Source organism: Clostridium lundense DSM 17049 (assembly GCF_000619945.1).
Lineage (GTDB): Bacteria > Bacillota > Clostridia > Clostridiales > Clostridiaceae > Clostridium_AO > Clostridium_AO lundense.
Map to the genome: position 1 here is coordinate 270,769 of NZ_JHVC01000002.1, position 21,131 is coordinate 291,899.

Here is a 21,131-nt window from a genome sequence, read left to right on the forward strand (position 1 = left end):
TAATGAATTTTTAGTTAAGAAATACTCTATTTGTTTATATAAAGCTATAAATAATGCGATGCAAATGTAGAAAAAGTAAAAAAATAGAGTTAAAATTATGAAAAAGAAGATTTTTAATTTCATGGAGGAGACTATGAAGAAAGTTTTAATTATAGAAGATGATATAAACTTAAGAAAGTATATAAAAGATTTTTTAATTGGCTATGATTATAACGCTCAATTTGTAACAGATTTTGATAAGGTGGAGGAAATGGCTGTTGAAGCTTCTTTAGATTTAATACTCTTAGATATAAATTTGCCTAAATTTGATGGATTTTATTTTTTAAAAACTATTAGAAAAAAAGTTTCTACACCTATAATTATAATTTCTGCAAGAAGTGCAGAACAGGAACAAATTAGAGGTATGGATTTGGGGGCTGACGATTATATTACTAAGCCATTTGGTATTGAACTACTTATTGCAAAAATAAATGCAGTACTTAGACGAACTAATTCTAATAAAAGCAAAACTATAAAAGTTAAAGACATAACACTTATATGTGAAAGTATGCAACTTCAAGTAAATGATAAAATCATAGAGCTTTCCAGAAATGAGTATAAATTACTCAAAATTTTTATGACTAATTATAATAAAGTTGTTTCAAGGGAAGAACTTTTAGAAGAATTATGGGACGATAATGTATTTGTAGATGATAATACATTAACTGTTAATATAACTAGACTCAAAAAGAGGTTAAATGAAATTGGAGTAAAGGCTTCAATTATAACTAAGAGGGGGGTTGGTTATGTCTTTCAGTAAACTTGTCCTTAATACATTAAAAAAAGAAAAAGGAGCAATTTTTCTTTATCTTTGTAATGCATTAGTAATTATGCTGTATTATTATTTATTAAGTGACAAACAAGCGATCTCATATCCACTAATGCTGACAGCTATCTTTTTAATGTGCTATCTTGTTTATAAGTTTTTTATATATAGAAGTCTTTATACTTATTTAAATGAGGGGAAAATTAGTCCTAAATATAAAATAAAAGAAGGATATGTTTTTGAAGATATATTAGATATATTGCGTGAAATACATAATGATTATATTTCCAAAATTTATAGATTAGAATCTAAATATGAAGATAGAGAAAAACTTCTAGGAGAATGGATTCATAATACAAAGACATCTGTTGCAGTTATACAACTTGCAGCACAAATGGGTAAGGAGAAAAAGGGTGAAGAAATATTTCAGGATATATTAGAAGAAAGTATTAAGCTTCAAGAAAACTTAGAGGGGGCTTTGAATGTATTTAGACTTCAGGAGTTTACTAAGGATTATGTGCCGGAAAAGGTAGATTTAAAAAGTTTGGTTAATGGTGCCATAAATATTAAAAAGAGAAATTTTATATACGGAAATGTATTTCCTAAAGTTGAAGTTGATGAAGAACAATATATTTATACTGATAAAAAGTGGAGTAGCTATGTTATTGAGCAGATAATTACAAATGCAGTAAAATATTCTTCTGGGCGGAATTTTATAACCTTTTATTCTGAAAGGAACGAAAAAACTACTACACTCTATATAGAAGATGAAGGAATTGGAATAAAAGAACATGAATTAGGAAGGGTTTTTGATGCTTTTTTCACAGGGAGTAATGGAAGAAATGAAGTAAATAGAAGCAAATCTTCAGGAATAGGGCTTTATATGTGTAAAACCATTTGTGAAATATTAAATAGTGAAATAACTATAGAATCTGAAGAAGGGAAGGGAACAACGGTTAGTATATCCTATTTAAATAGCCTTTAAATTAATTATTGCATACATATGCACCTTTCAACCATGTAAGGTTTAGTAAGGATAGTCGATTAGAGAAAAGAGTAGAAGCAATTATAATTAAAATAAACTAAAGCGTAAATATAAAATGTCTTAGTTGAGGTTTACTTATGGTTTGGAGGAATGAGTATGAAAGTTTTAGAATGCAAAAAGTTAATGAAGGTTTATGATTCCTATAAGGGTGTAGAAGCAGTAAAGGCATTAAATAATATTTCATTTCAGGTAGAAGAAGGAGAATTTGTGGGAATAATGGGGCCCAGTGGTAGTGGTAAAACTACATTACTTAATATATTATCAGGTATTGATAATGCCACTAGTGGGGAAGTTTTTATAAATACTATAAACATTATTAAAATGAAGAGGGATAAGCTTGCATTATTTAGAAGAAGAAATATTGGGTTTGTTTTTCAAGAATTTAACCTATTGGATAGTTTAAACGTAAGGGAAAATATAGGATTCCCTTTAGCAGTAGATAAGATAAAACCTAATATAATTGATGATAAGGTTAAAGAACTTCTAGATTTTCTTGATATTATGAATATAGAAAAAAGTTATCCTTACAACATTTCCGGGGGACAAAAACAGAGAGTTGCAGTTGCTAGAGCTCTTGCATCAGATCCTAAAATTATATTTGCAGATGAACCAACTGGCAATTTGGATTCCAAATCATCTATGAATATTATGAGGATATTTAAAAAGATTAATGATGAAAAAAAAGCTACAATTGTAATGGTAACCCATGATCCTTTTGCAGCATCCTTTTGCAAAAGAATTATATTTATAAAAGATGGGGCTATAAGACTTGAAATAAATTCTGATGGAGATAGAAAAAAGTTTTTTGATAAAGTTATTGAATCCCAAGGGGTTATAGGAGGAGAGCAGTAATGGATTTATATTCAATGATATTTAAAAACATTAAGTATAATATTAAAAATTATATTGCTTACCTCTTGGGAAATAGCTTTATTATTGGCATTTTATTAATGTTTTTTAGTCTTATATGTAGTAAAACATTTATGACTCAACCAGATGCTTATATTTTTAGAGAGAACTTAACATCTATTTTAAGTTTAATGGTAGCTTTTTCAATAGCCTTTATATTATATACTACGATATCATTTACTAAATATCGAGGGAAAGAGTTTGGTGTTTATTTAACTATTGGCTTAACCTCTAAAAATATAATTAAGATTCTCTTATATGAAAACTTTATAGTTGCTTTATTCTCCTTTATTTTAGGAGCAATTGGAGGAACTATATTTTCAAAGCTGTTCTATATGGCAATATTAAAAATTATTGATATTAATAATATTATTATTGAAATAAGTTTTAAACCATATATTTATACAGCTATAATAGCTACCTTAATTTTTATATTTAACATGATATATCAGATAATATTTCTTAGCAAACTTTCAATTGTAGAGATATTAAAGTCTAGTTCAAAGAAATATATTGGTAAATCAAATTTAGTTATTGATGTCATAGCATTAATTATTTTTATAGTTTCAATGATAGTTTTTCAAAAAGCAATTAATGGAGAATTTGAAAAGCCTAATGAAATGATAGCTAAATCATTTATAGCAGCTATTATTTCTTTATATTTTGTAATAGGTTTTATTATGACTTTGATATTAAAAATTTCTAAAAATTTTAAGACATTTTATAATAATAATATTTTATGCTTAAATTCTCTTTCACATAGATTTGTTACCTATAGAACAGTTTTGTATATAGTAATATTACTTGTATTTGGGGCTATGCTGGCTATTTCGATACCATATTCAACGTATAAATCAGTGGAAAAGAATATAGATACAAAGTATCCCTATGACTTAAGCTTTGTTGCAAAAAAAGACTTATATAAAGAAAATTTTAAAGACATAATTAAGAATGCCGGGGTTGAAATTAAAAGTTATAATGAACTTGAGGGCATAAATGTTTTCAATTTACAAAAATCTAAAGATAAAGTAATTTTTTATGGCTCCCCAATTATGGTGGTTAGTGAAAGTAACTATAATAAATTAAATAAAAGTTCTGTAAAGATCAATAAAGGTCACGCAATCCAGTCTTATATAAATACAGAGAATCTTACAAATGATGGATTTATTATAGATTTTTCTAGGACAGATTTTTCTAAGAATGATGATTACGCAAAAAGCACGATTTATCGTTTGCTTAATGGTGGAGACGCATTTTCCTTTAATGATTATGTAAAAACTAAAGGAAATCAAGGGTTTTTATATATTCCTAAGGAAAATATAGTAGATAAAGCAGAAACCATCACTAATACTTTAAATAGACATGATGACTCTATAGGATATATAAGAGGTTATTCTATAATACTTAATGATGAAGATTATAACAAGGTTAAAGGGAATGTACCACAAAATTCAATTCACTATGATATATTAGTTAATTTAAATAACAACAATAATTATAAAGAGATTAATAAAAATTTAGAGTATAAACTTAATAAAATTGGAGGGGAAAAATTTAAAAATACCCTGGTTTTAAAAAAAGAAAAATTAAGTGAGGAAATTAATAGTGATAGATTTATATTATTTGTTGCTTCATTTCTTGGAATAATGCTATTAATAGGAAGTGCTGCAGTTTTGTACTTTAAGATATTTACATCTCTTGATGATGATAAAATAAGAGCAAAACAATTACTTAAAATAGGCCTTACCTATAAGGAAATACGTAATGTTATTATTAAGGAAATTGGGGAAGTATTTTTAGTTCCACCGATTATGGCAATATTGATCCTTGGATATTATCTTTCAAGAATATATAAAATACTTTCATATGGAGATTATATGTGGATTAATAGCCTAGTTGTTTTTGTAATATATGGCGTAATTCAAATAGTATTTTTTCTCATAACTATTAATAAATATTTAAGAGAAATTAGAAATAATATATATTAACTAGTGCATTTTAACTTGTGTATAAGCTTAATTAATAAGGGGCTGTCGCACTAAGAATAAATCCTACAATATATTGTGTTAATTTCAAACTTGCAAAACAGTATATTGTATGTAAATTCTTTAATGCGACAGCCCCTTATTTTTAAATACCATAGATTGCACGTGTTGAAAAATTAAACATCATAAAAGGGGAATAATGATCAAAACAGAAAATTCATTATCAGTATGACTGATTTCAATATCACCATTGTACTTATTCACTATATCTGTAACATTTTGAAGTCCCCAACCATGTAACTCTTTATTATTTTTATCCGTAAAATATCTTTTGTTATCAGTTAAAACAGCATTATTTTTGGTATTATTTATATTGTAAATAAAATATCCTTTATTATATCGGGCCTTTACGGCAATATATCTCTGTGAAGGTTCTTTAATTTTCAGGCAAGCTTCAATTGCATTGTCAAAAGTATTGGCAAAAATAGAACATAGATCCATGTTATTTATTTTAGAAATTTCATCTATGGATATAGATATTTCATTTTTAATGTTATTTTCTTTAATAAGAATGTACTTATTATTAATAACTGCATTTATAATATCATTAGTGCAAAAAAACTTTGTAGTATTATCATTTACAACACAAGAGAGGCTTTCTAAGTATTTTTTTCCTTCTTCTAGGTTGCCGTTGTTTAAATATGTTCCTATTATTTGAAGATGGTTGTTCATATCATGTCTTATTTTTCTAATATTTTTTTGTTCCTTTTCTAGAGTTTCATAGTATTTAGATTGTAATTTAAAAATATTATTATCTGCTTGTATTTTAACGCTTTGTATAACAAGCTTAATTGTAAACAAAATTGTTAAATTAGATATTAAACATGCTGGCATTACAATAAAAGCTTGGTATCGCCTAGCGTGGCTAGTAAATATGACCATTGACATAGCTAGAGTAAAGGATGATAAGGAGATTATATCAATCAAAATCCATATTTTATCCGTAATGTATTCTTTAGCATATATAATTTTATCTTTTACTAGGTTATATATAAATCTCCATATTGAAGCAGTTAATATATATTTTATTATAAGTAAGATTTGCTTATATTTTAAGTCTGGTAGTGGGCCTCTTATTGATAATTCACTGAAAAATAGATTAATGGAAATAATAATAGGATAGAGGATAAAGATAACAGATATTTTCTTTATAAAATTTTCTTTATAACATATTAGCATTAAAGCAATATACGCTATTAATGTCCATGAAATATTTATAATATCTGAAATAAATATAACTACTGAAGCAATACAAGACATTCCTAAAATAGTTATAACTTTGTAAAATGCCCCTTCACGTAATGTCACAAAGCATTCCATTAATTTTGCTGTATAATATCCAATCAAGGTAAGCAGAGGTAACATTAATATAGTAAATAATATATCTACTAATATACGTATCATAATAAAATAACCTCACTATTTAAGTAATTGTTTTGCAAAAGCCATCATAACATCTTTATGTCTTTGTCTACTTATAGGTAAATTTTCATCATTAACAATAACAAAATTATCCTTTACTGCTGTAATGTAATCTAGATTTACAAGATATCTTTGATGAGTTCTAATAAATTGTTTTCCAAATTGTTCTTCTATATCACTAATTTTTCCATAAAATTCATAGCTTTTATATCTTGTTACAAGAGAAATTTTCCTCCTATCACTTCTAAAGTATAATATATCATTGATTAGTACTTTAAATAGCGAACCTTCAGCTTTAACAACAAAGTATTTTTCTTCTAAACCATAAATTTGTTTTATTGCATCTTTAAGTACTGTTGCAATTTTTTCTGACTTATAAGGTTTAACAATATAGTTTAAGGCTTTAACTTCATATCCATCAAAAACATAATCAGAAAAACCTGTTATGAATATAATAACAACATTTTCATTTAGTTTTCGTATCTTTCTTGCTGTTTCAATACCATTTAATTCATTCATTTCCACATCTAAAAATATTATATCTAAGCTATTTTTATCAGTATATAGCTTGTCAAGCAATTTTTCACCAGAAGGGAATTGAAATATATTATATTTTTTATCTTCAGCTTTAAGTTCAACTTCTATTGTAGATTTAAGCAGAAATCGTTGTTTGATTTCATCATCACAGATTGCAATGTTAAGCATATTATTCACCTCTATAGGTATATTAACATATTTTACAATCAGATTACAAAGATGATAATTTGTTAATTTTTTATGAAAAACAACCAAACTTTACATAGGAATGACCAAGTTTTACAGCTAAAAAATTATGCTGTTGAATGGGAGTTTTTAGGATGATATTCTGAAAATGAGCTTGCAATAAGGGGTGATTTTCAGGAATTTATATTAAGCTGATTTTGTTACTGCAAGTTCTTATAAGAGATTTATTATTGATTAAAATTTGTAAGGGAGATGAAAGATTATGCTTAAGGTAAATAATCTTTGTAAAAGTTATAAAAATGGAGAGATAGAGTATGAAGTATTAAAGGGAGTATCTTTAAACGTAAAAAAAGGAGAATTGGTTGCCATTATGGGTCCTTCAGGAAGTGGTAAGACTACGCTGTTAAACTGCATATCCTGTTTTATTCCAGTAGATAGGGGAGAGGTATTATTAGAGGATATAGATATTACAAAGGTTTCAGAAGGGGAACTATCAAAAATAAGAAACAAAAAGCTTGGATTTGTATTTCAAGATTTTATGCTTCTTGATGGATTAAGCGTATTTGAAAATATTTGTTTACCTCAAATTATTTCTGATTCTGAAGTAGAATCTATGGAAAAGAGGGCTAATCTTTTAATTGATGTCTTTGGGATAACTCATATCAAAGATAAATATCCTGCTGAGATTTCTGGAGGAGAAAAGCAGCGTACAGCAGTAGCTCGTGCATTAATAAATGATCCATTGCTAATTTTAGCAGACGAGCCTACGGGGAATCTTGATTCAAAATCTAGCAAATCTGTTATATCAGCCTTTCAGGATGCAAAGAAAAATCTTGGGGCTACCATATTGATGGTAACTCATGATAGTTTTGCTGCTAGTTTTTGTGACAGGGTAATTATATTAAAAGATGGCGTAGTATATAAGGAATTATGTAGACAAGGTGATAGAATCAAATTTATGGATCAATTGCTAATAACAATAAAAGAGATGAGTGGTGAGAGCAATGAAAATTAATAAGGTTTATAGTAAATTAAGAAAAAAAAATATGAAGAATTATTTCCTTTTACTATTTTCCATTATATTTTCTATGGCTGTTATTACAGCTTATAGTGTAATTTACTATAGTCCAACCATTAGCAATGTTCTTATTGCTGGTGGAGATTCAATGCAATTAACTACCATGATTTTCATACTTGCAATACTTGGATGTGTTGTTTTTATATCCTATGCGTCAACACTATTTCTAAAATATAAATCCAAAGAAATTGGTGTTTTGTTAGCATTAGGAAGTGATAAGAAGAATATAAAAAAGGTCCTTTTTATTGAACTTGTGCTTATTATATTAGGCGGCTCTTTAATTGGTGCACTACTTGGATTACCTATAGCTTATATATCATGGAATGCGTTATGTTCATTAATAGTAAAAACACAGGAAACTAATTTTGTATTTGGTTGGAGCGGATATATATTTTCCTTTATGTTTTTTATACTTATTGTTCTCTGTATATTTATTAGAGCTACATCTTTTATAAAAAGAAGTAACATAATGGATATAGTTAATACTCATAGAGTCTCAGAGAAAATAAAAGATGTAGGGAAATTGTATGGAGTAATAGGAATAATTTTAATACCACTAGGAATGATTCTAGGATATATTCTATCATCAGTTAGAACATCAACTAGTTTTATAGTATCTAATATACATTTGCGCCGAGCTTCAAATTTAATATATATATTTTCATTTATAGGTATATATATGGTTATGGTATATATTACTGTTAGAGGGAGAAAAGGAAAAAATCTTAGAAAATATTATAAAGGAATAATATCAAAGTCTATGATAAGATTTCATGGACGTCAAAATGTAAAAACTATGTGTATTGCAGCTATCTTGGCAGCAGCAGCTATGTTCTCAATATTAGGTAATGTAACTGCTTATTTTCAGGGAGTAAACTATATTAAAAATTTTCCTAATGATTATTTATTTAATAGCAAGATGAGTGAAGTACAAGTTACAAATGATGAAATATATAAACTTGCATGTAAATATGATGTGAATATTACTAGATTTAATGAATTTTTCGCTATGGAACTTATGAGAGATGGTAATTTTGAAGAGTATCTTGATGATGGGGGTATTAAAAAAACATACCATAAAGAGCTGAAAACATCATTATTTATGAAAGAAAGTGATTATAATAAGATTACAAAGCAAAATATTCATATAAAAAGTGGAAAGTATTGTGATATTAAAACTAGTTACCTTGGCGCTCCAGAAGATGATGCTGAAAAATTGATAATTACAAATCCTATAACCAAAGAAGCTTCTGCTCTTTGTCACCAGCAAACCTTACATTATGATGGATTGTATTTTGATATGTATAGAGAAAGTTTATTTGTAATAAGTGATGAAGATTTTGATAAAGAATATAAAATACTAAAAGATGAAAATAAATTAAGATATGTAGTATTTGATGTGGAGGATTGTAGCAAAAGTTATTACTTTGGAAAGGAATTAAGAAGGCGAATAATTAATAATAGTTCATCAAGAGTCGCTGTGAATAAGAGTCATAGAAGGGAGAAGATAACCCTAAATGCTGAATCAGGGAAAGTGTATAGATGGTGGGCATATAATCCTAAATTTAGACCTTTAGAACACAATTCAGCTGCAAAGGCCTATGCAGTATATCTATTATTATTTATTTTTATAGCATTTATTTGCTTTGCTGCTATGGGAACTATTCTTTATGTAAGAAGTATGACAATGGCATTACATGATAAAATAGTATACAATGATTTAGAAAAGTTAGGTGCTGATAAAAAGTATATAAAGAGGTGCATTACCAAACAACTTAGGGGTATATATATGATACCAATGATAATTGGAAGCTTAGGGCCATCTGCATTTTATATGTTAATAGCAGTTTTAGGAGAATCTTTTAGAACTGATATAATGATTAAATCTAGTATATCAGTAACAATGTTGATTTGTTTGTATCAATATATATTGTTTATATTAACAAGAAATAAAGTAGTTAGGCTTATTGAAGAATAAAGCTTTAATAAAGAATATGTGAAAAGGCCACAATTATTAAAAGATAACTGTGGCTTTTTTCTGAATTTATGTTAATATTATTATATAAAGTATAAAAAAATTGGGTGAGGAATACATAATAGAATGTATATTGGTATTTATATAAATTAATATTATGTTAAAAATTAATTTATAATTTTAGGTGATAAAAAGCAGAAGCATAGACTGAATATGGAGTAAAACCAAGGAATAGGCACTTTTTTATTAGTATTCTTATGTAACCATTAGTAAGTAGGGACAAACCTTTCTAATGCTCAAATACATCATTTGTATAAAATAAAATATATTGGTATAATTTACAATAGAATGATTAAAACCTATTTATAGACAAATAAAAATGCCTATAATAGGCTTTTTTATTATATTAGGGAGGATTAGTACTAATGGAGCAAAATGGTGTAGCATTGCGTCGAGAAGTTTTTAAAGCAGATGCCTGGAAAATTGTTGACTGGATGGAAGATAATGAAGTAACAAGATATCTAAATGAAAGACAAAATGTTAGCGAAAGCATTAAAGAGACAATATATAGAATTAATATGCCTATTCTTACTCATTTATTTAATCAAAATGGAACCTTTTTTATGGTAACAACAAGTGAAAAAGAATCAGTGGGTTTCTTAAGACTTGTTCCTAAAACAAGTTCAGCAGAAATGGTAGTAGTAATTGGTGATAAAGAAAAATGGGGTAAGGGGTTAGGTACTAATGCAATTTTTGAAGGATTAAAACATGCTTTTTTTGAATGGAGAGTAGACGAAGTAGTTGCAAAGATTAATTTTCAAAATGAACGATCTAGAAGAGCATTTAGAAAATTAGGATTTACAAAAGATAAGGAATTACCAAAGGAAGTACAATATTCTATTTCCATGAAAGAATTTTTAAAATTAGCAGCATAATAAGTTAAGTTTATTTCTGATTTAAATATAAAATAGATACCTCTTCAATTAAAAAACTCTATGCACAATATGTGAATAGAGTTTTTTAGTTATGTTGATATTTTTCGAGCTTTTAATTATAACTCAATGGAATCTCCAACTTTTTTTATTACTTGCAGCAGATATAGTATAGATATATTAATTTTCGAAAAATATAATTTTATGGTATAATTGGTATATAAAATTTTACTTCATTTGCAAATAATATATTATTTTGAATATTAATGATAAAAATTTCTATGCAAGGAGGTAATGGTTTTGAGTATAATTAAGGCTAATAACATATACGAAGATATATTTAAGACTTTAAGTTTAAGAGAAGGTAATTATTTTTGCAGAGTCATAGGAGTGAGGAATGAACAAGATTATAACAATACTATTGCCTTTTTAGATAGTAAGCTTAAAGAATTAGATAATGAAAGTATAATATTTACTTCTACAATACCAAATCCATATAATGAAGATTTAGTAAGATCAATAATGGATAAATTAGATAAAATAAATGTTAATAATATAGGAAATGAATATATAGATATTGTATCATGTAATGAAACAAATGAAAAAATGGCAAAGGCTTTAAGCATATTAATACCCATTGCAATACAAAATGAAGCATTTCAAAACAAAACTATAAGAAATAATTTTATCACTAAACTTATGATTTGGACAAATGAGTATGTTGAAGATATTCAATGGCAGGAAGATGTATCTCCTAAATGTTTATATTATGGCAAAATAAAAAAATATGAAGGGTATTTTTTAATGTTGCTTGCACTTATGGGATTTGACGTTTTGTATTTAAACCCTCAAAAAGACTCAATATTTCAAGCTATAGATAAAAAAGAATTTTCACAACTAATAGAAGAAGAGGAAAGTGGTGAAATTATTGATTATTATACAAGAGTATCTAGTGGTGCTGTAATAGAAAAGGTAACTACATATGCAAAACAAGCTTCACAAGAGTTAGATAAAACTTTGTATAATGGGACAGGCATATATAAGCCATGGCAATATATAAATGGATTTACTAAACCTGTAATTATGAATTCTATTATAGAAGATATGCTTACATATTGGGATGAACCTTCAAGACTTCGTCCTGGATTTAGAACAGAAAAGGATTTAGTATATACTCCTATATTTTTCAACAAAGTTTCAGGAGTTTATAGTAATTTGTCAGAATATATTGATGTGGTTAATAGTTTAAGAAAAGTAAGATTTAGCATATTTGTTGAAAGTACAAATTTATCAAATAAGGATTACAATAATCAAGAATTATATTCCTTAGCATTTTGTTTAAATAGAGATAAAAGTATAAACAAAGAAGCTTTAAAGAGTCATGAAATGTTTGGTAGGTTAAAAATATTAAGAAGTGAGCTACAAGATTTTATAATTGATAAGATTGATGAAACATTATGTCAAAAAAGATTGTTTAATTTTGATATAGATGATAAAAAGATCTTAAAATTAATAATTTCTGTGCTTTTATTAGATGATAATGTATTAACTTTAATAGATTGCTATGACTACACTGCTTCTATTCCTAAAATTATAATTTATCTAAAGAACAGAGAAACATTTGAAGATGAAGATGCTTTATTATTGGGATTATTGCATAGAATTGGATTAGATATAGTTATATTGACACCAAATGGAACAGATAATATTGAGTTAAAAGTATCTACTGATTACTTAAACGTTATAAGGCTTGAAGATATAGCTTTTGATTTAGATTTGGATAAAAAAAATAAAAGAAAATCTTTTTTTGAAAAACTCTTTGGATAATAGGGGGATAATAAAATGAATGGAGAATTGAGTTTTATTAGTTGTGATCAAAATATAGGAGCGGAGAATAATAATATAGAACCATTGAAGAATGAAGATGTTGTACAGTTCACTCAAAATTATAAGGCTAAATTGAGAGCTATGCCGGAAGTGGAGGCCTTAACCAGTAGGATACATGTTGAAGATCCAAATACGATATTAATGTTTGGAAAGGAAGCAGCAGAAGGAATATCAAAGGTTTCAGATAGCTTGCTCTCCACAATGAAAACTGTTAATGCTGAGGAAGCTGGAGAGATGATTATACAATTAACAAAAATAATGGATAAATTTGATATAAAGGAATTGAAAGATATTAAAGAACCATCTGTGTTCCAAAAACTTTTTAAAAAAGCTAAAAATTCAGTTGAAGTAATGTTTCAAAAGTACCAGACAATGGGATCAGAAGTAGATAAAGTATATATTACTTTGAAAAAATATGAACAGGATATAGAGCAATCAAATAAAAATTTAAAATTAATGTATAATACTAATATAAACTATTATAAAGAATTAGAAAAGTTTATAGTAGCTGGAGAATTAGCACTGGAAGAATTAAATAATGAGTTAATTCCGGAATACCAAAGAATAGCAAATGAAAGTGGAGATCAATTAGATATTAGTAATGTACAAACCTTAAGAAAAGTTTTAGAAATGATGGAGCAAAGAGTTTATGATTTAAAGATAGCTGAAAATGTTGCTCTACAAACAATTCCTATGATACAAGGTATACAATTTAGTAACTTTAATTTAACAAGAAAAATAAATTCAGCTTTTATAATTACATTGCCAATATTTAAGCAATGTTTAACGCAAGCTATAATGCTTAAGAGACAAGAATTACAAGCTAAAAGCTTACAAGCACTTGACGATAAAACTAATGAGCTGCTTTTAAGAAATGCTGAAAATTTAGCAAATCAAACAGTTAATATTACAAGAATGACAGGATCTAGTTCAATTAATATGGATACTCTTGAAAAGACATGGTCTACAATAATGAAAGGAATTGAAGAGACTAAAGCTATACAAGAACAAAATAAATCTGAAAGAGTGAATAATTCCCAAAGGCTAGAGCAAATAAAATATGAAATGATGAATACTAGAAAAAATTATTAATATATTATGGAAAAAGAGAAAAATTTGATTATGAAGAATACATATTAAGAACTCTATGCACAATATGTGCATAGAGTTCTTAACTTATGTTGATAAATATTACATACATAGCAAATAATAAATTTAAAATATTCTAGCGGTGGTGATGACTTTTGAATGAGGGACTGGTTGTTTGTGTTAGAGGTATAATAAGTTTTTTTACACTTCTTATTTTTACAAGAATTCTTGGAAAACAGCAATTAGGAGAAATTACACTATTTGATTATGTACTAGGAATAACTATTGGATCTTTTGCAGCATCTATTACTGTTGATTTAAGTAGCAGTGCATGGGATCATTGGGTTGGATTGCTAACATGGACTATTCTAGGTCTTTTAATGCAATTAATTTCTTTAAAATCAAGAAAAACATTTCAGTACATAAATGATAATCCTATAATTATTATATATGATGGTATGGTAAATGGAGATAATTTAAAAAAAATAAAGTTTACTTTCAATGAATTATTACAACAACTTAGACTTAAAGATATTTTTGATATAGATGAAGTTAAGTTTGCAATAGTTGAGAATAATGGCAAGCTTTCTGTAATTAAAAAGAAAGAATTTGAACATCTGATGAGCAATATTAATAGTTCATTAAAAAATAGTGAATCTAATGGGGAATTGATATTTAATGGGTTAATAATTGATGATAATATGTCTAAACTTAACATTGATCAGCAATGGCTTTTAACAGAGTTGAATAGTAGAGGATTTCATAGTCCTATAGAAGTTTTCTATGCCTTTATAGATTCATCAGGCAAATTAGAAATTTATTCCTATAAGGATAAAATTGTATGTTCAAAAGATATATTTGAATGATATTTCTTATGAAGAATTTTATGAGATTAATTAAAAAATATTAGTTTTAAATTATTTAAATATGTGGTATAAAGTTATTATATACGACGATTGGAATTAATTCATTAATATTATATTTTTGTATATTTATAAATAAGTATAGCTATATTTCGGACTATATCAAAGAATGGGGATGGAGAAGTGCTTAAACTTATTAATTTTTCTACTTTTGATTATGATATTAAAAGATTTAATTATAATTCTAATAAATTAATTAGTTTTTTGAATAAATACAATATTGATGGAGTAGAACTTTTAAATCCAATAGGATGGCAGGAAAAATTTATTCCTAAGAAAATAGTTAAAGGGGTACATTTAAAATATTATCCTATATGGCTAGACTTTTGGAAGAGTGATACAAAAGAGCTTTTAAAACAGTTTAAAAGCAATGATAACATAGAAAAGCTTTATGGTGGAACTAATAGAGAAGTTATAGTAGATCAATATAAAAAAGAAATAATAGCTGCAGATAAAACAGGAGCAGAATATGTAGTTTTTCATGTGGCTCATGTACAATTAGAACACGCATTTACATATAGTTTTACATATTCTGATAGTGAAGTTATAGAAGCCACTGTGGAATTGATAAATGAAATTTTTAAGGATTTAAATACACATATAAAACTTTTATTTGAAAATTTATGGTGGCCTGGTCTTACCATGCTCGAGCCTGATATTATGTATAAACTATTAGAAAAAATTAATTATAAAAATAAAGGCTTTATGTTAGATACTGCTCATTTAATAAATACAAATTTTCATCTTGAGGACGAAAAGAAAGCTATAAATTATTTATTAGATAAAATTAATAATTTAGGAGAATTAAAAAATTTTATAAATGGAATACATCTCAATTATTCTTTATCAGGAAAATATGTATTAGATCAAATAAATAAATATAGAAAAGGTGGATTAGATTTAACTGAAATAAACAATGAAGTGTATATGCATATTTGTAATATAGATAAACATCAACCTTTTAGGGACAAAGAAGTTAGGAAGATTGTTAGCTCTATTAATCCACAATATCTTATATATGAATTTTCAACTAGTTCTTTTAAGCAACTGGAAGATTATATTAAAGTTCAGGATGAGGCTTGTGGTTACTAGAAGAAATAATTAGTGAGTAAAATCTCTACAATGAATTGTTGTAGGGATTTTTTCTTTTTTAGTATAAATGTGGCATAGTTAATACAAAATAGACTTAGAATAATAATTATTTGGAGGCATAGGGATGAGCGAAGGATTAGTAGTAGCAATAAGGTCAATTATAGCCTTTTTTTCTCTATTTATATTTGCAAGAATTTTAGGTAAACAGCAAATAAGTCAGCTTACGTTCTTTGATTATGTATTAGGCATTACAATTGGTTCTATTGCTGCAACATTAACAACGGATTTGTCTAGTAGAGCATGGCCTCATTGGATAGGCCTATTCACATGGGCAATACTTGGTTACTTGATGGAATGGATAGCTATGAAATGGAGGTATGTTGGAAAATATATAGATGGTGAACCTACAATAATAATTTTCAAGGGTAAGATATTGGAAAATGAATTAAAAAAAGTTAGATATAGAATATCAGATATATTGGAACTTTTAAGAAATAAGGATGTTTTTGATTTGAATGAAGTAGAATATGCAATAATAGAGCCCAATGGACAGATATCGGTGTTAAAAAAAGCAGAATATCAACCACTTACTCCTAAGGATATGAATATAGCTCCATCAGGCGTAGGTATTGGCACTGAACTAATTTATGATGGTATGATTTTTGATTTGAATCTAAAACAACTTAATAAAGATAGGAAATGGCTTATGAAGGAGTTAAAGAAACAAGGAATAAAACATCCTTCGGAAGTATTTTTAGCTACTTTAGATGGTTCGGGTAATTTTTATGTAGATAAATATAATGACTGCATTAATAATTTGTTAGATATTGGTGACTATAATGGACCATTTTAAGTAGTTTATTTATGGAGGTAATAGTATGAGAAAATTTTTGGTTGTATCTATTCCAATTGTAACTTTAGTTTTTTTTATATTGGTTATGCTTAGTGGAAATTATTTAAAGCGTCCCATAGGTAATGATGATAATGTGCCAAAATCAATTGAAGTAGTTATTCAGGATGTAAGTAATGAAAATTGGCAAGAAGCTTACAAAAATACAGAAAAGTTAAGTAGTGCTTGGAAAAAGGTAATTAAAAGAGTACAATTTAGTTCAGAAAGAGATGAAATAAATGCATTAAGTACAAGTATAGCACGTATTAAAGGGGCTATTTCAGCACAGGATAAGTCTGCAGCATTAATAGAGTTAAATGCAGCTTATGAACATTATAATGGACTAGGAAGGTAATGTTTATTACCATAAGATTATGAATTGTCAATGATATATTTTCATAAAATAAGCTCTATGTTAACTATGCACATAGAGCTGCTTTGTTTAAGATTTATTATGAATATATGAATAAAGATTATGAAGCAATTATTTTATAAAAATGTCTTCAATTCTAATGGGATAGCTTCCTTCTGGAGATTGGACTATAACCTGATCTCCAATTCTATGTTTATAAATAGCTCGCCCCAAAGGAGATTCTATACTTATGGCGTTATTAATGGGGTCTGCTTCTACGGTAGTAACTATTTCAAATTTATCAATCTCATCTTCATCTAGAAATTTTATAGAAACTATTTTTCCAATGCCAACTTCATCTTGAGATGTGGTATCTTCTATAATTTTAGCAGTTTTAATCATTCTTTCGAGATAGCGAATTCTACTTTCATTTTGAGCCCTATCCCTTTTGGCTGATTTATACTCAAAGTTTTCACTTAGGTCCCCATGAGCACGTGCTTCTTTAAGATCTCCATTTATTTTACGCCTTACTACCACCTTGCGATATTCTATTTCTTCTTTAAGTTTATTTATGGCCTCAATTGTTAGGTAGTTGTACAATTTTATCATTCTCTCTTTCTACAGATATATCATATATACTATGATAACACTTATAAAAATATATTTCCATATATATGAATTATTACAATTTAATTTATACTTATCCTAATTATAGAAGTAAGCAATCTATAGTATATAATATTCTAATTTAAATATGCTTAATGTTTAGAAAAATGGTAATAATATAAATGAAAATAGTTAGAAACACCATATAGGAAAATTTGGTAAAAATTAATGTTTTCCATATTGGTATTTGGTACTATTTAATTTTTGAATAAACTTTTGGAAAGGAGAAATGTTACAATGCCCGATAAAAATATAATTTGCAAGGATTGTAATAAGGAATTTGTATTTACTGAAGGAGAGCAGGCTTTTTATAAGGAAAAGGGGTTTGAAAATGAGCCACAAAGATGTCCAGAATGTAGAAAAGCCAAAAAACAGCAAAATAATAATAGAGGCTTTAGAAGATAATTCAGTAAGTAGTAATCCTATAGGAAGTAATTCCTATAGGATTTTATCTTTAATAGCCGTAACTTTTATTAGAATGGATATTTGAATATTTGCGTTCTGCACGGAAGAGCATACCTTCCATAATATCCTTATATCTTTGAGATACTTGAGGGCATACTGTAAGTATACTATCTATAACATAATCTATATTACTATCGTTTACTTTTTTTACATTAATATTTTGAATATCTTCATTATCTTCATCACAAATTGTAGTTTCCTCATTCAAGGAATTGTATATAGTACTTACAATAGGTGATTGCATAATTTCATCACTTTCTACACAATTTTGTGAAAAGTACAATTCTCCATCAATAACCACAAATTGCCCATAAACATATTCCTTTTTACATGTGCCTACCTCCCCCTGTGAATTACAGGGACAATCGTATTTTGTATGCTCTACATGTTTTATGTCAACTATATAATTAACCTCTTTTCTCGTTAAAACACACCTTACCTCAAGATCTAGCAATCTTTTCTTTATGTGCTCCGAGAAATCTTCTCCTAATTCTGAAATAAAGCGCTTCATCGATATTGTTTTTTGCATCCTATAATTTTTTTTCAATGTATTATTCTCCTTTTCTTATAATATTTTTGTATGAAAATTCACAAAGTTTGCATTGAATGAATTGTTATAAATGTAGTTTTGAAGATTAATATAAGACAAAAACCACCTTTATAAAGATGGTCACATTTGATGTATATATTAAGATTCGTAATGTATTTATTATTAAATAAAAATATAATTATATTTGCTATGTTTTCGGCTTGAAGATATTTATATTTCTTTTCTACATCGAACTGAACTTTTGCACCCTTCTCAAGATTCTTTTGAAATTTTTATACCTATACTATTAGTATATCACTATAATCAAAAATTAACAAAAAACTTTTATTTTTGTAACAATTGTTACCGATTAAAGTGGATTAAATAAGTATAATTTAAAATGTAAACAGGAGATAAATATAAAATTAACTTATATAAAATATTAAATTTTTAGGAGGAATGAATAATGAGTATGTTTTGTTATCAATGTCAAGAAGCTGCAGGATGCAAGGGTTGTACAATAAAAGGAGTTTGTGGTAAGACTGAAGATTTAGCAAAAGCACAAGATTTATTGATATATATATTAAAAGGAATATCAGTGTATAGTGTCAAAGGAAGAGAAGTTGGTTTAATTAATAAAGAAGTAGATAAATTTATAACAGAAAGTTTATTTGCTACTATAACTAATGCTAACTTTGATAGAAATGTATTTATAGAAAGAATTAAAAAAGGATTAATATTAAGAGAAGAACTAAAGAAACAAGTTATTAAGGCAGGAGCAGATTTAGGAAATTCAAATTCAAATGAAAATTGGTTAAATAAGATGCTTTCATTTGTAGGATTAAAGAGAGAAGAAGAGGCTAAGCTTCCAGATGCAGCTACTTGGTTTGCAGATAATGCAGAAGAATTAAATAAAAAGGCAGAAACAGTTGGAGTATTATCAACAGAAGATGAGGATATAAGGTCATTAAGAGAACTTATAATATATGGAGTAAAGGGTTTAGCAGCTTATGTTAAACATGCAAATCATTTAGGATATGAGGATAAGGAAATAAGTGGGTTTATGCATAAAGCATTAGCGGCTACATTAGATGACACTTTAACAGTTAATGATTTAGTAGCATTAACATTAGAAACTGGTAAGTATGGTGTAGATGGTATGGCACTTTTAGATAAGGCTAATACAGAAAGCTATGGGCATCCAGAATTAACAAAGGTTAATATAGGTGTTAGAAATAATCCAGGTATATTAATAAGTGGACATGATTTAAGAGATTTAGAACAATTATTAAAACAAACAGAAGGAACAGGAATAGATGTATACACACATAGTGAAATGCTTCCTGCTCATTACTACCCAGCATTTAAGAAATATTCACATTTTGCAGGTAACTATGGAAATGCATGGTGGAAGCAAACGGAGGAATTTGAAAAGTTTAATGGCCCAATTCTTATGACAACAAATTGTTTAGTGCCACCAAAAGATTCATATAAAGATAGAGTTTACACAACAGGGGTTGTAGGATTTGATGGAGTAAAGCATATAAATGGAAATAATAAAGGAGAAAAGGATTTTACAGTTATAATCGAACATGCTAAAAAATGTGCAGCTCCAATTGAATTAGAAAAAGGAGAAATAGTTGGCGGATTTGCACACAATCAAGTATTTGCATTAGCGGATAAGGTTGTTGAAGCAGTAAAGAGTGGAGCAATAAAGAAATTCTTTGTTATGGCGGGATGTGATGGACGAGCAAAGAGCAGAAATTACTACACAGAGTTTGCTGAAAAACTTCCAAAAGATACAGTTATTTTAACAGCAGGATGTGCTAAGTATAAATATAATAAATTAAATTTAGGTGATATTGGAGGAATTCCAAGAGTGCTTGATGCGGGACAATGTAATGATTCATATTCATTAGCGCTTATAGCATTAAAGTTAAAAGAAGTATTTGAATTAGAAGATATAAATGAATTGCCAATAGCTTATAATATAGCTTGGTATGAGCAAAAAGCTGTAATAGTATTGCTTGCATTATTACACTTAGGAGTTAAAAATATTCATCTAGGACCAACATTACCAGCATTTTTATCTCCAAATGTAGCTAAAGTTTTAGTAGATAACTTTGGTATAGGCGGAATAACAAATGTAGATGATGATATTAAAATGTTCTTAGGATAAACAGAATTCTAAGCTTCAGAGGGAGTTTTTACTCCCTCTGAAGCTTAGAAATCGTTATCCAGGGACGTAGCCGCTCTTTACTTCCACTTTGAAGAAGATGGGAGTATTAGAGCGGGTAGTCATCGG

General features: G+C 27.4%; 19 protein-coding genes. 15 read left to right on the forward strand and 4 right to left on the reverse strand.

Features of this window, described 5'->3' with window-relative positions; all coding sequences use genetic code 11:
* Nucleotides 1-133: 133 nt before the first annotated feature.
* From T514_RS0105090 to T514_RS0105105, 4 genes are all read left to right on the forward strand, one after another.
* Nucleotides 134-799 (forward strand): response regulator transcription factor, encoded by a 666-nt coding sequence (locus T514_RS0105090; RefSeq protein ID WP_027623803.1) that lies wholly within the window; start codon nucleotides 134-136, stop codon nucleotides 797-799.
* The gene (locus tag T514_RS0105095) at nucleotides 786-1,790 is read left to right on the forward strand and encodes a sensor histidine kinase (RefSeq protein WP_027623804.1); all 1,005 of its coding nucleotides are present in this window, start codon (nucleotides 786-788) and stop codon (nucleotides 1,788-1,790) included. Before T514_RS0105090 ends, T514_RS0105095 begins: the two co-directional genes overlap by 14 nt.
* A gap of 156 nt (nucleotides 1,791-1,946) precedes the next feature.
* Nucleotides 1,947-2,702: an ABC transporter ATP-binding protein gene (locus T514_RS0105100; protein ID WP_027623805.1), complete on the forward strand. Its 756-nt coding sequence runs from the start codon at nucleotides 1,947-1,949 to the stop codon at nucleotides 2,700-2,702.
* Nucleotides 2,702-4,747, forward strand: a complete 2,046-nt coding sequence (locus T514_RS0105105; protein ID WP_027623806.1) for an FtsX-like permease family protein — start codon at nucleotides 2,702-2,704, stop codon at nucleotides 4,745-4,747. Before T514_RS0105100 ends, T514_RS0105105 begins: the two co-directional genes overlap by 1 nt.
* A 180-nt stretch (nucleotides 4,748-4,927) precedes the next feature.
* Here T514_RS0105105 and T514_RS0105110 read toward each other — a convergent pair whose 3' ends face one another.
* A complete protein-coding gene (locus T514_RS0105110) occupies nucleotides 4,928-6,208 on the reverse strand; it encodes a sensor histidine kinase (protein ID WP_027623807.1) in 1,281 nt (426 codons plus the stop codon).
* A gap of 15 nt (nucleotides 6,209-6,223) precedes the next feature.
* Nucleotides 6,224-6,931: a LytR/AlgR family response regulator transcription factor gene (locus tag T514_RS0105115; RefSeq protein ID WP_027623808.1), complete on the reverse strand. Its 708-nt coding sequence runs from the start codon at nucleotides 6,929-6,931 to the stop codon at nucleotides 6,224-6,226.
* Between the two features lie 280 nt (nucleotides 6,932-7,211).
* Between T514_RS0105115 and T514_RS0105120 the strand changes: the two genes are divergently transcribed.
* The 9 genes from T514_RS0105120 (at nucleotide 7,212) to T514_RS0105160 (ending at nucleotide 17,169) form a co-directional block, all read left to right on the forward strand.
* A complete protein-coding gene (locus T514_RS0105120; RefSeq protein WP_027623809.1) occupies nucleotides 7,212-7,964 on the forward strand; it encodes an ABC transporter ATP-binding protein in 753 nt (250 codons plus the stop codon).
* A complete protein-coding gene (locus tag T514_RS0105125; RefSeq protein WP_027623810.1) occupies nucleotides 7,954-10,005 on the forward strand; it encodes an FtsX-like permease family protein in 2,052 nt (683 codons plus the stop codon). Before T514_RS0105120 ends, T514_RS0105125 begins: the two co-directional genes overlap by 11 nt.
* Nucleotides 10,006-10,427: 422 nt before the next feature.
* Entirely contained in the window at nucleotides 10,428-10,937 is a 510-nt protein-coding gene (locus T514_RS0105130) for a GNAT family N-acetyltransferase (RefSeq protein ID WP_027623811.1), read from the forward strand.
* 297 nt (nucleotides 10,938-11,234) lie between these two features.
* Nucleotides 11,235-12,761, forward strand: coding sequence for a YceG family protein (locus tag T514_RS0105135; protein WP_027623812.1), 1,527 nt, complete (start codon nucleotides 11,235-11,237; stop codon nucleotides 12,759-12,761).
* Nucleotides 12,762-12,776: 15 nt separating this feature from the next.
* The gene (locus T514_RS0105140) at nucleotides 12,777-13,913 is read left to right on the forward strand and encodes a toxic anion resistance protein (RefSeq protein ID WP_027623813.1); all 1,137 of its coding nucleotides are present in this window, start codon (nucleotides 12,777-12,779) and stop codon (nucleotides 13,911-13,913) included.
* Nucleotides 13,914-14,065: 152 nt separating this feature from the next.
* Entirely contained in the window at nucleotides 14,066-14,776 is a 711-nt protein-coding gene (locus T514_RS0105145; RefSeq protein WP_027623814.1) for a YetF domain-containing protein, read from the forward strand.
* A gap of 180 nt (nucleotides 14,777-14,956) precedes the next feature.
* Nucleotides 14,957-15,925 carry a TIM barrel protein gene (locus tag T514_RS0105150; protein WP_027623815.1) on the forward strand — a complete coding sequence of 323 codons (969 nt, stop codon included), beginning with the start codon at nucleotides 14,957-14,959 and terminating at the stop codon, nucleotides 15,923-15,925.
* Nucleotides 15,926-16,049: 124 nt separating this feature from the next.
* Complete coding sequence (locus tag T514_RS0105155; protein WP_027623816.1) at nucleotides 16,050-16,778, forward strand: DUF421 domain-containing protein; 729 nt, start codon at nucleotides 16,050-16,052, stop codon at nucleotides 16,776-16,778.
* Nucleotides 16,779-16,803: 25 nt separating this feature from the next.
* The gene (locus T514_RS0105160; protein ID WP_027623817.1) at nucleotides 16,804-17,169 is read left to right on the forward strand and encodes a DUF4363 family protein; all 366 of its coding nucleotides are present in this window, start codon (nucleotides 16,804-16,806) and stop codon (nucleotides 17,167-17,169) included.
* A gap of 129 nt (nucleotides 17,170-17,298) precedes the next feature.
* Here the strand turns inward: T514_RS0105160 and greA are convergent, their stop codons facing one another.
* A complete protein-coding gene (gene greA / locus T514_RS0105165) occupies nucleotides 17,299-17,775 on the reverse strand; it encodes a transcription elongation factor GreA (protein WP_242850553.1) in 477 nt (158 codons plus the stop codon).
* A 294-nt stretch (nucleotides 17,776-18,069) separates the two neighbouring features.
* Between greA and T514_RS0105170 the strand changes: the two genes are divergently transcribed.
* Nucleotides 18,070-18,237, forward strand: a complete 168-nt coding sequence (locus T514_RS0105170) for a zinc-ribbon domain-containing protein (RefSeq protein ID WP_027623819.1) — start codon at nucleotides 18,070-18,072, stop codon at nucleotides 18,235-18,237.
* Nucleotides 18,238-18,286: 49 nt separating this feature from the next.
* On the opposite strand, the gene T514_RS0105175 is transcribed toward T514_RS0105170, so the two are convergent.
* Entirely contained in the window at nucleotides 18,287-18,844 is a 558-nt protein-coding gene (locus T514_RS0105175) for a hypothetical protein (protein WP_027623820.1), read from the reverse strand.
* A 448-nt stretch (nucleotides 18,845-19,292) separates the two neighbouring features.
* On the opposite strand from T514_RS0105175, the gene hcp reads away from it, so the two are divergent.
* Nucleotides 19,293-21,005, forward strand: a complete 1,713-nt coding sequence (gene hcp / locus T514_RS0105180; RefSeq protein WP_027623821.1) for a hydroxylamine reductase — start codon at nucleotides 19,293-19,295, stop codon at nucleotides 21,003-21,005.
* The last annotated feature ends 126 nt before the right edge of the window (nucleotides 21,006-21,131 follow it).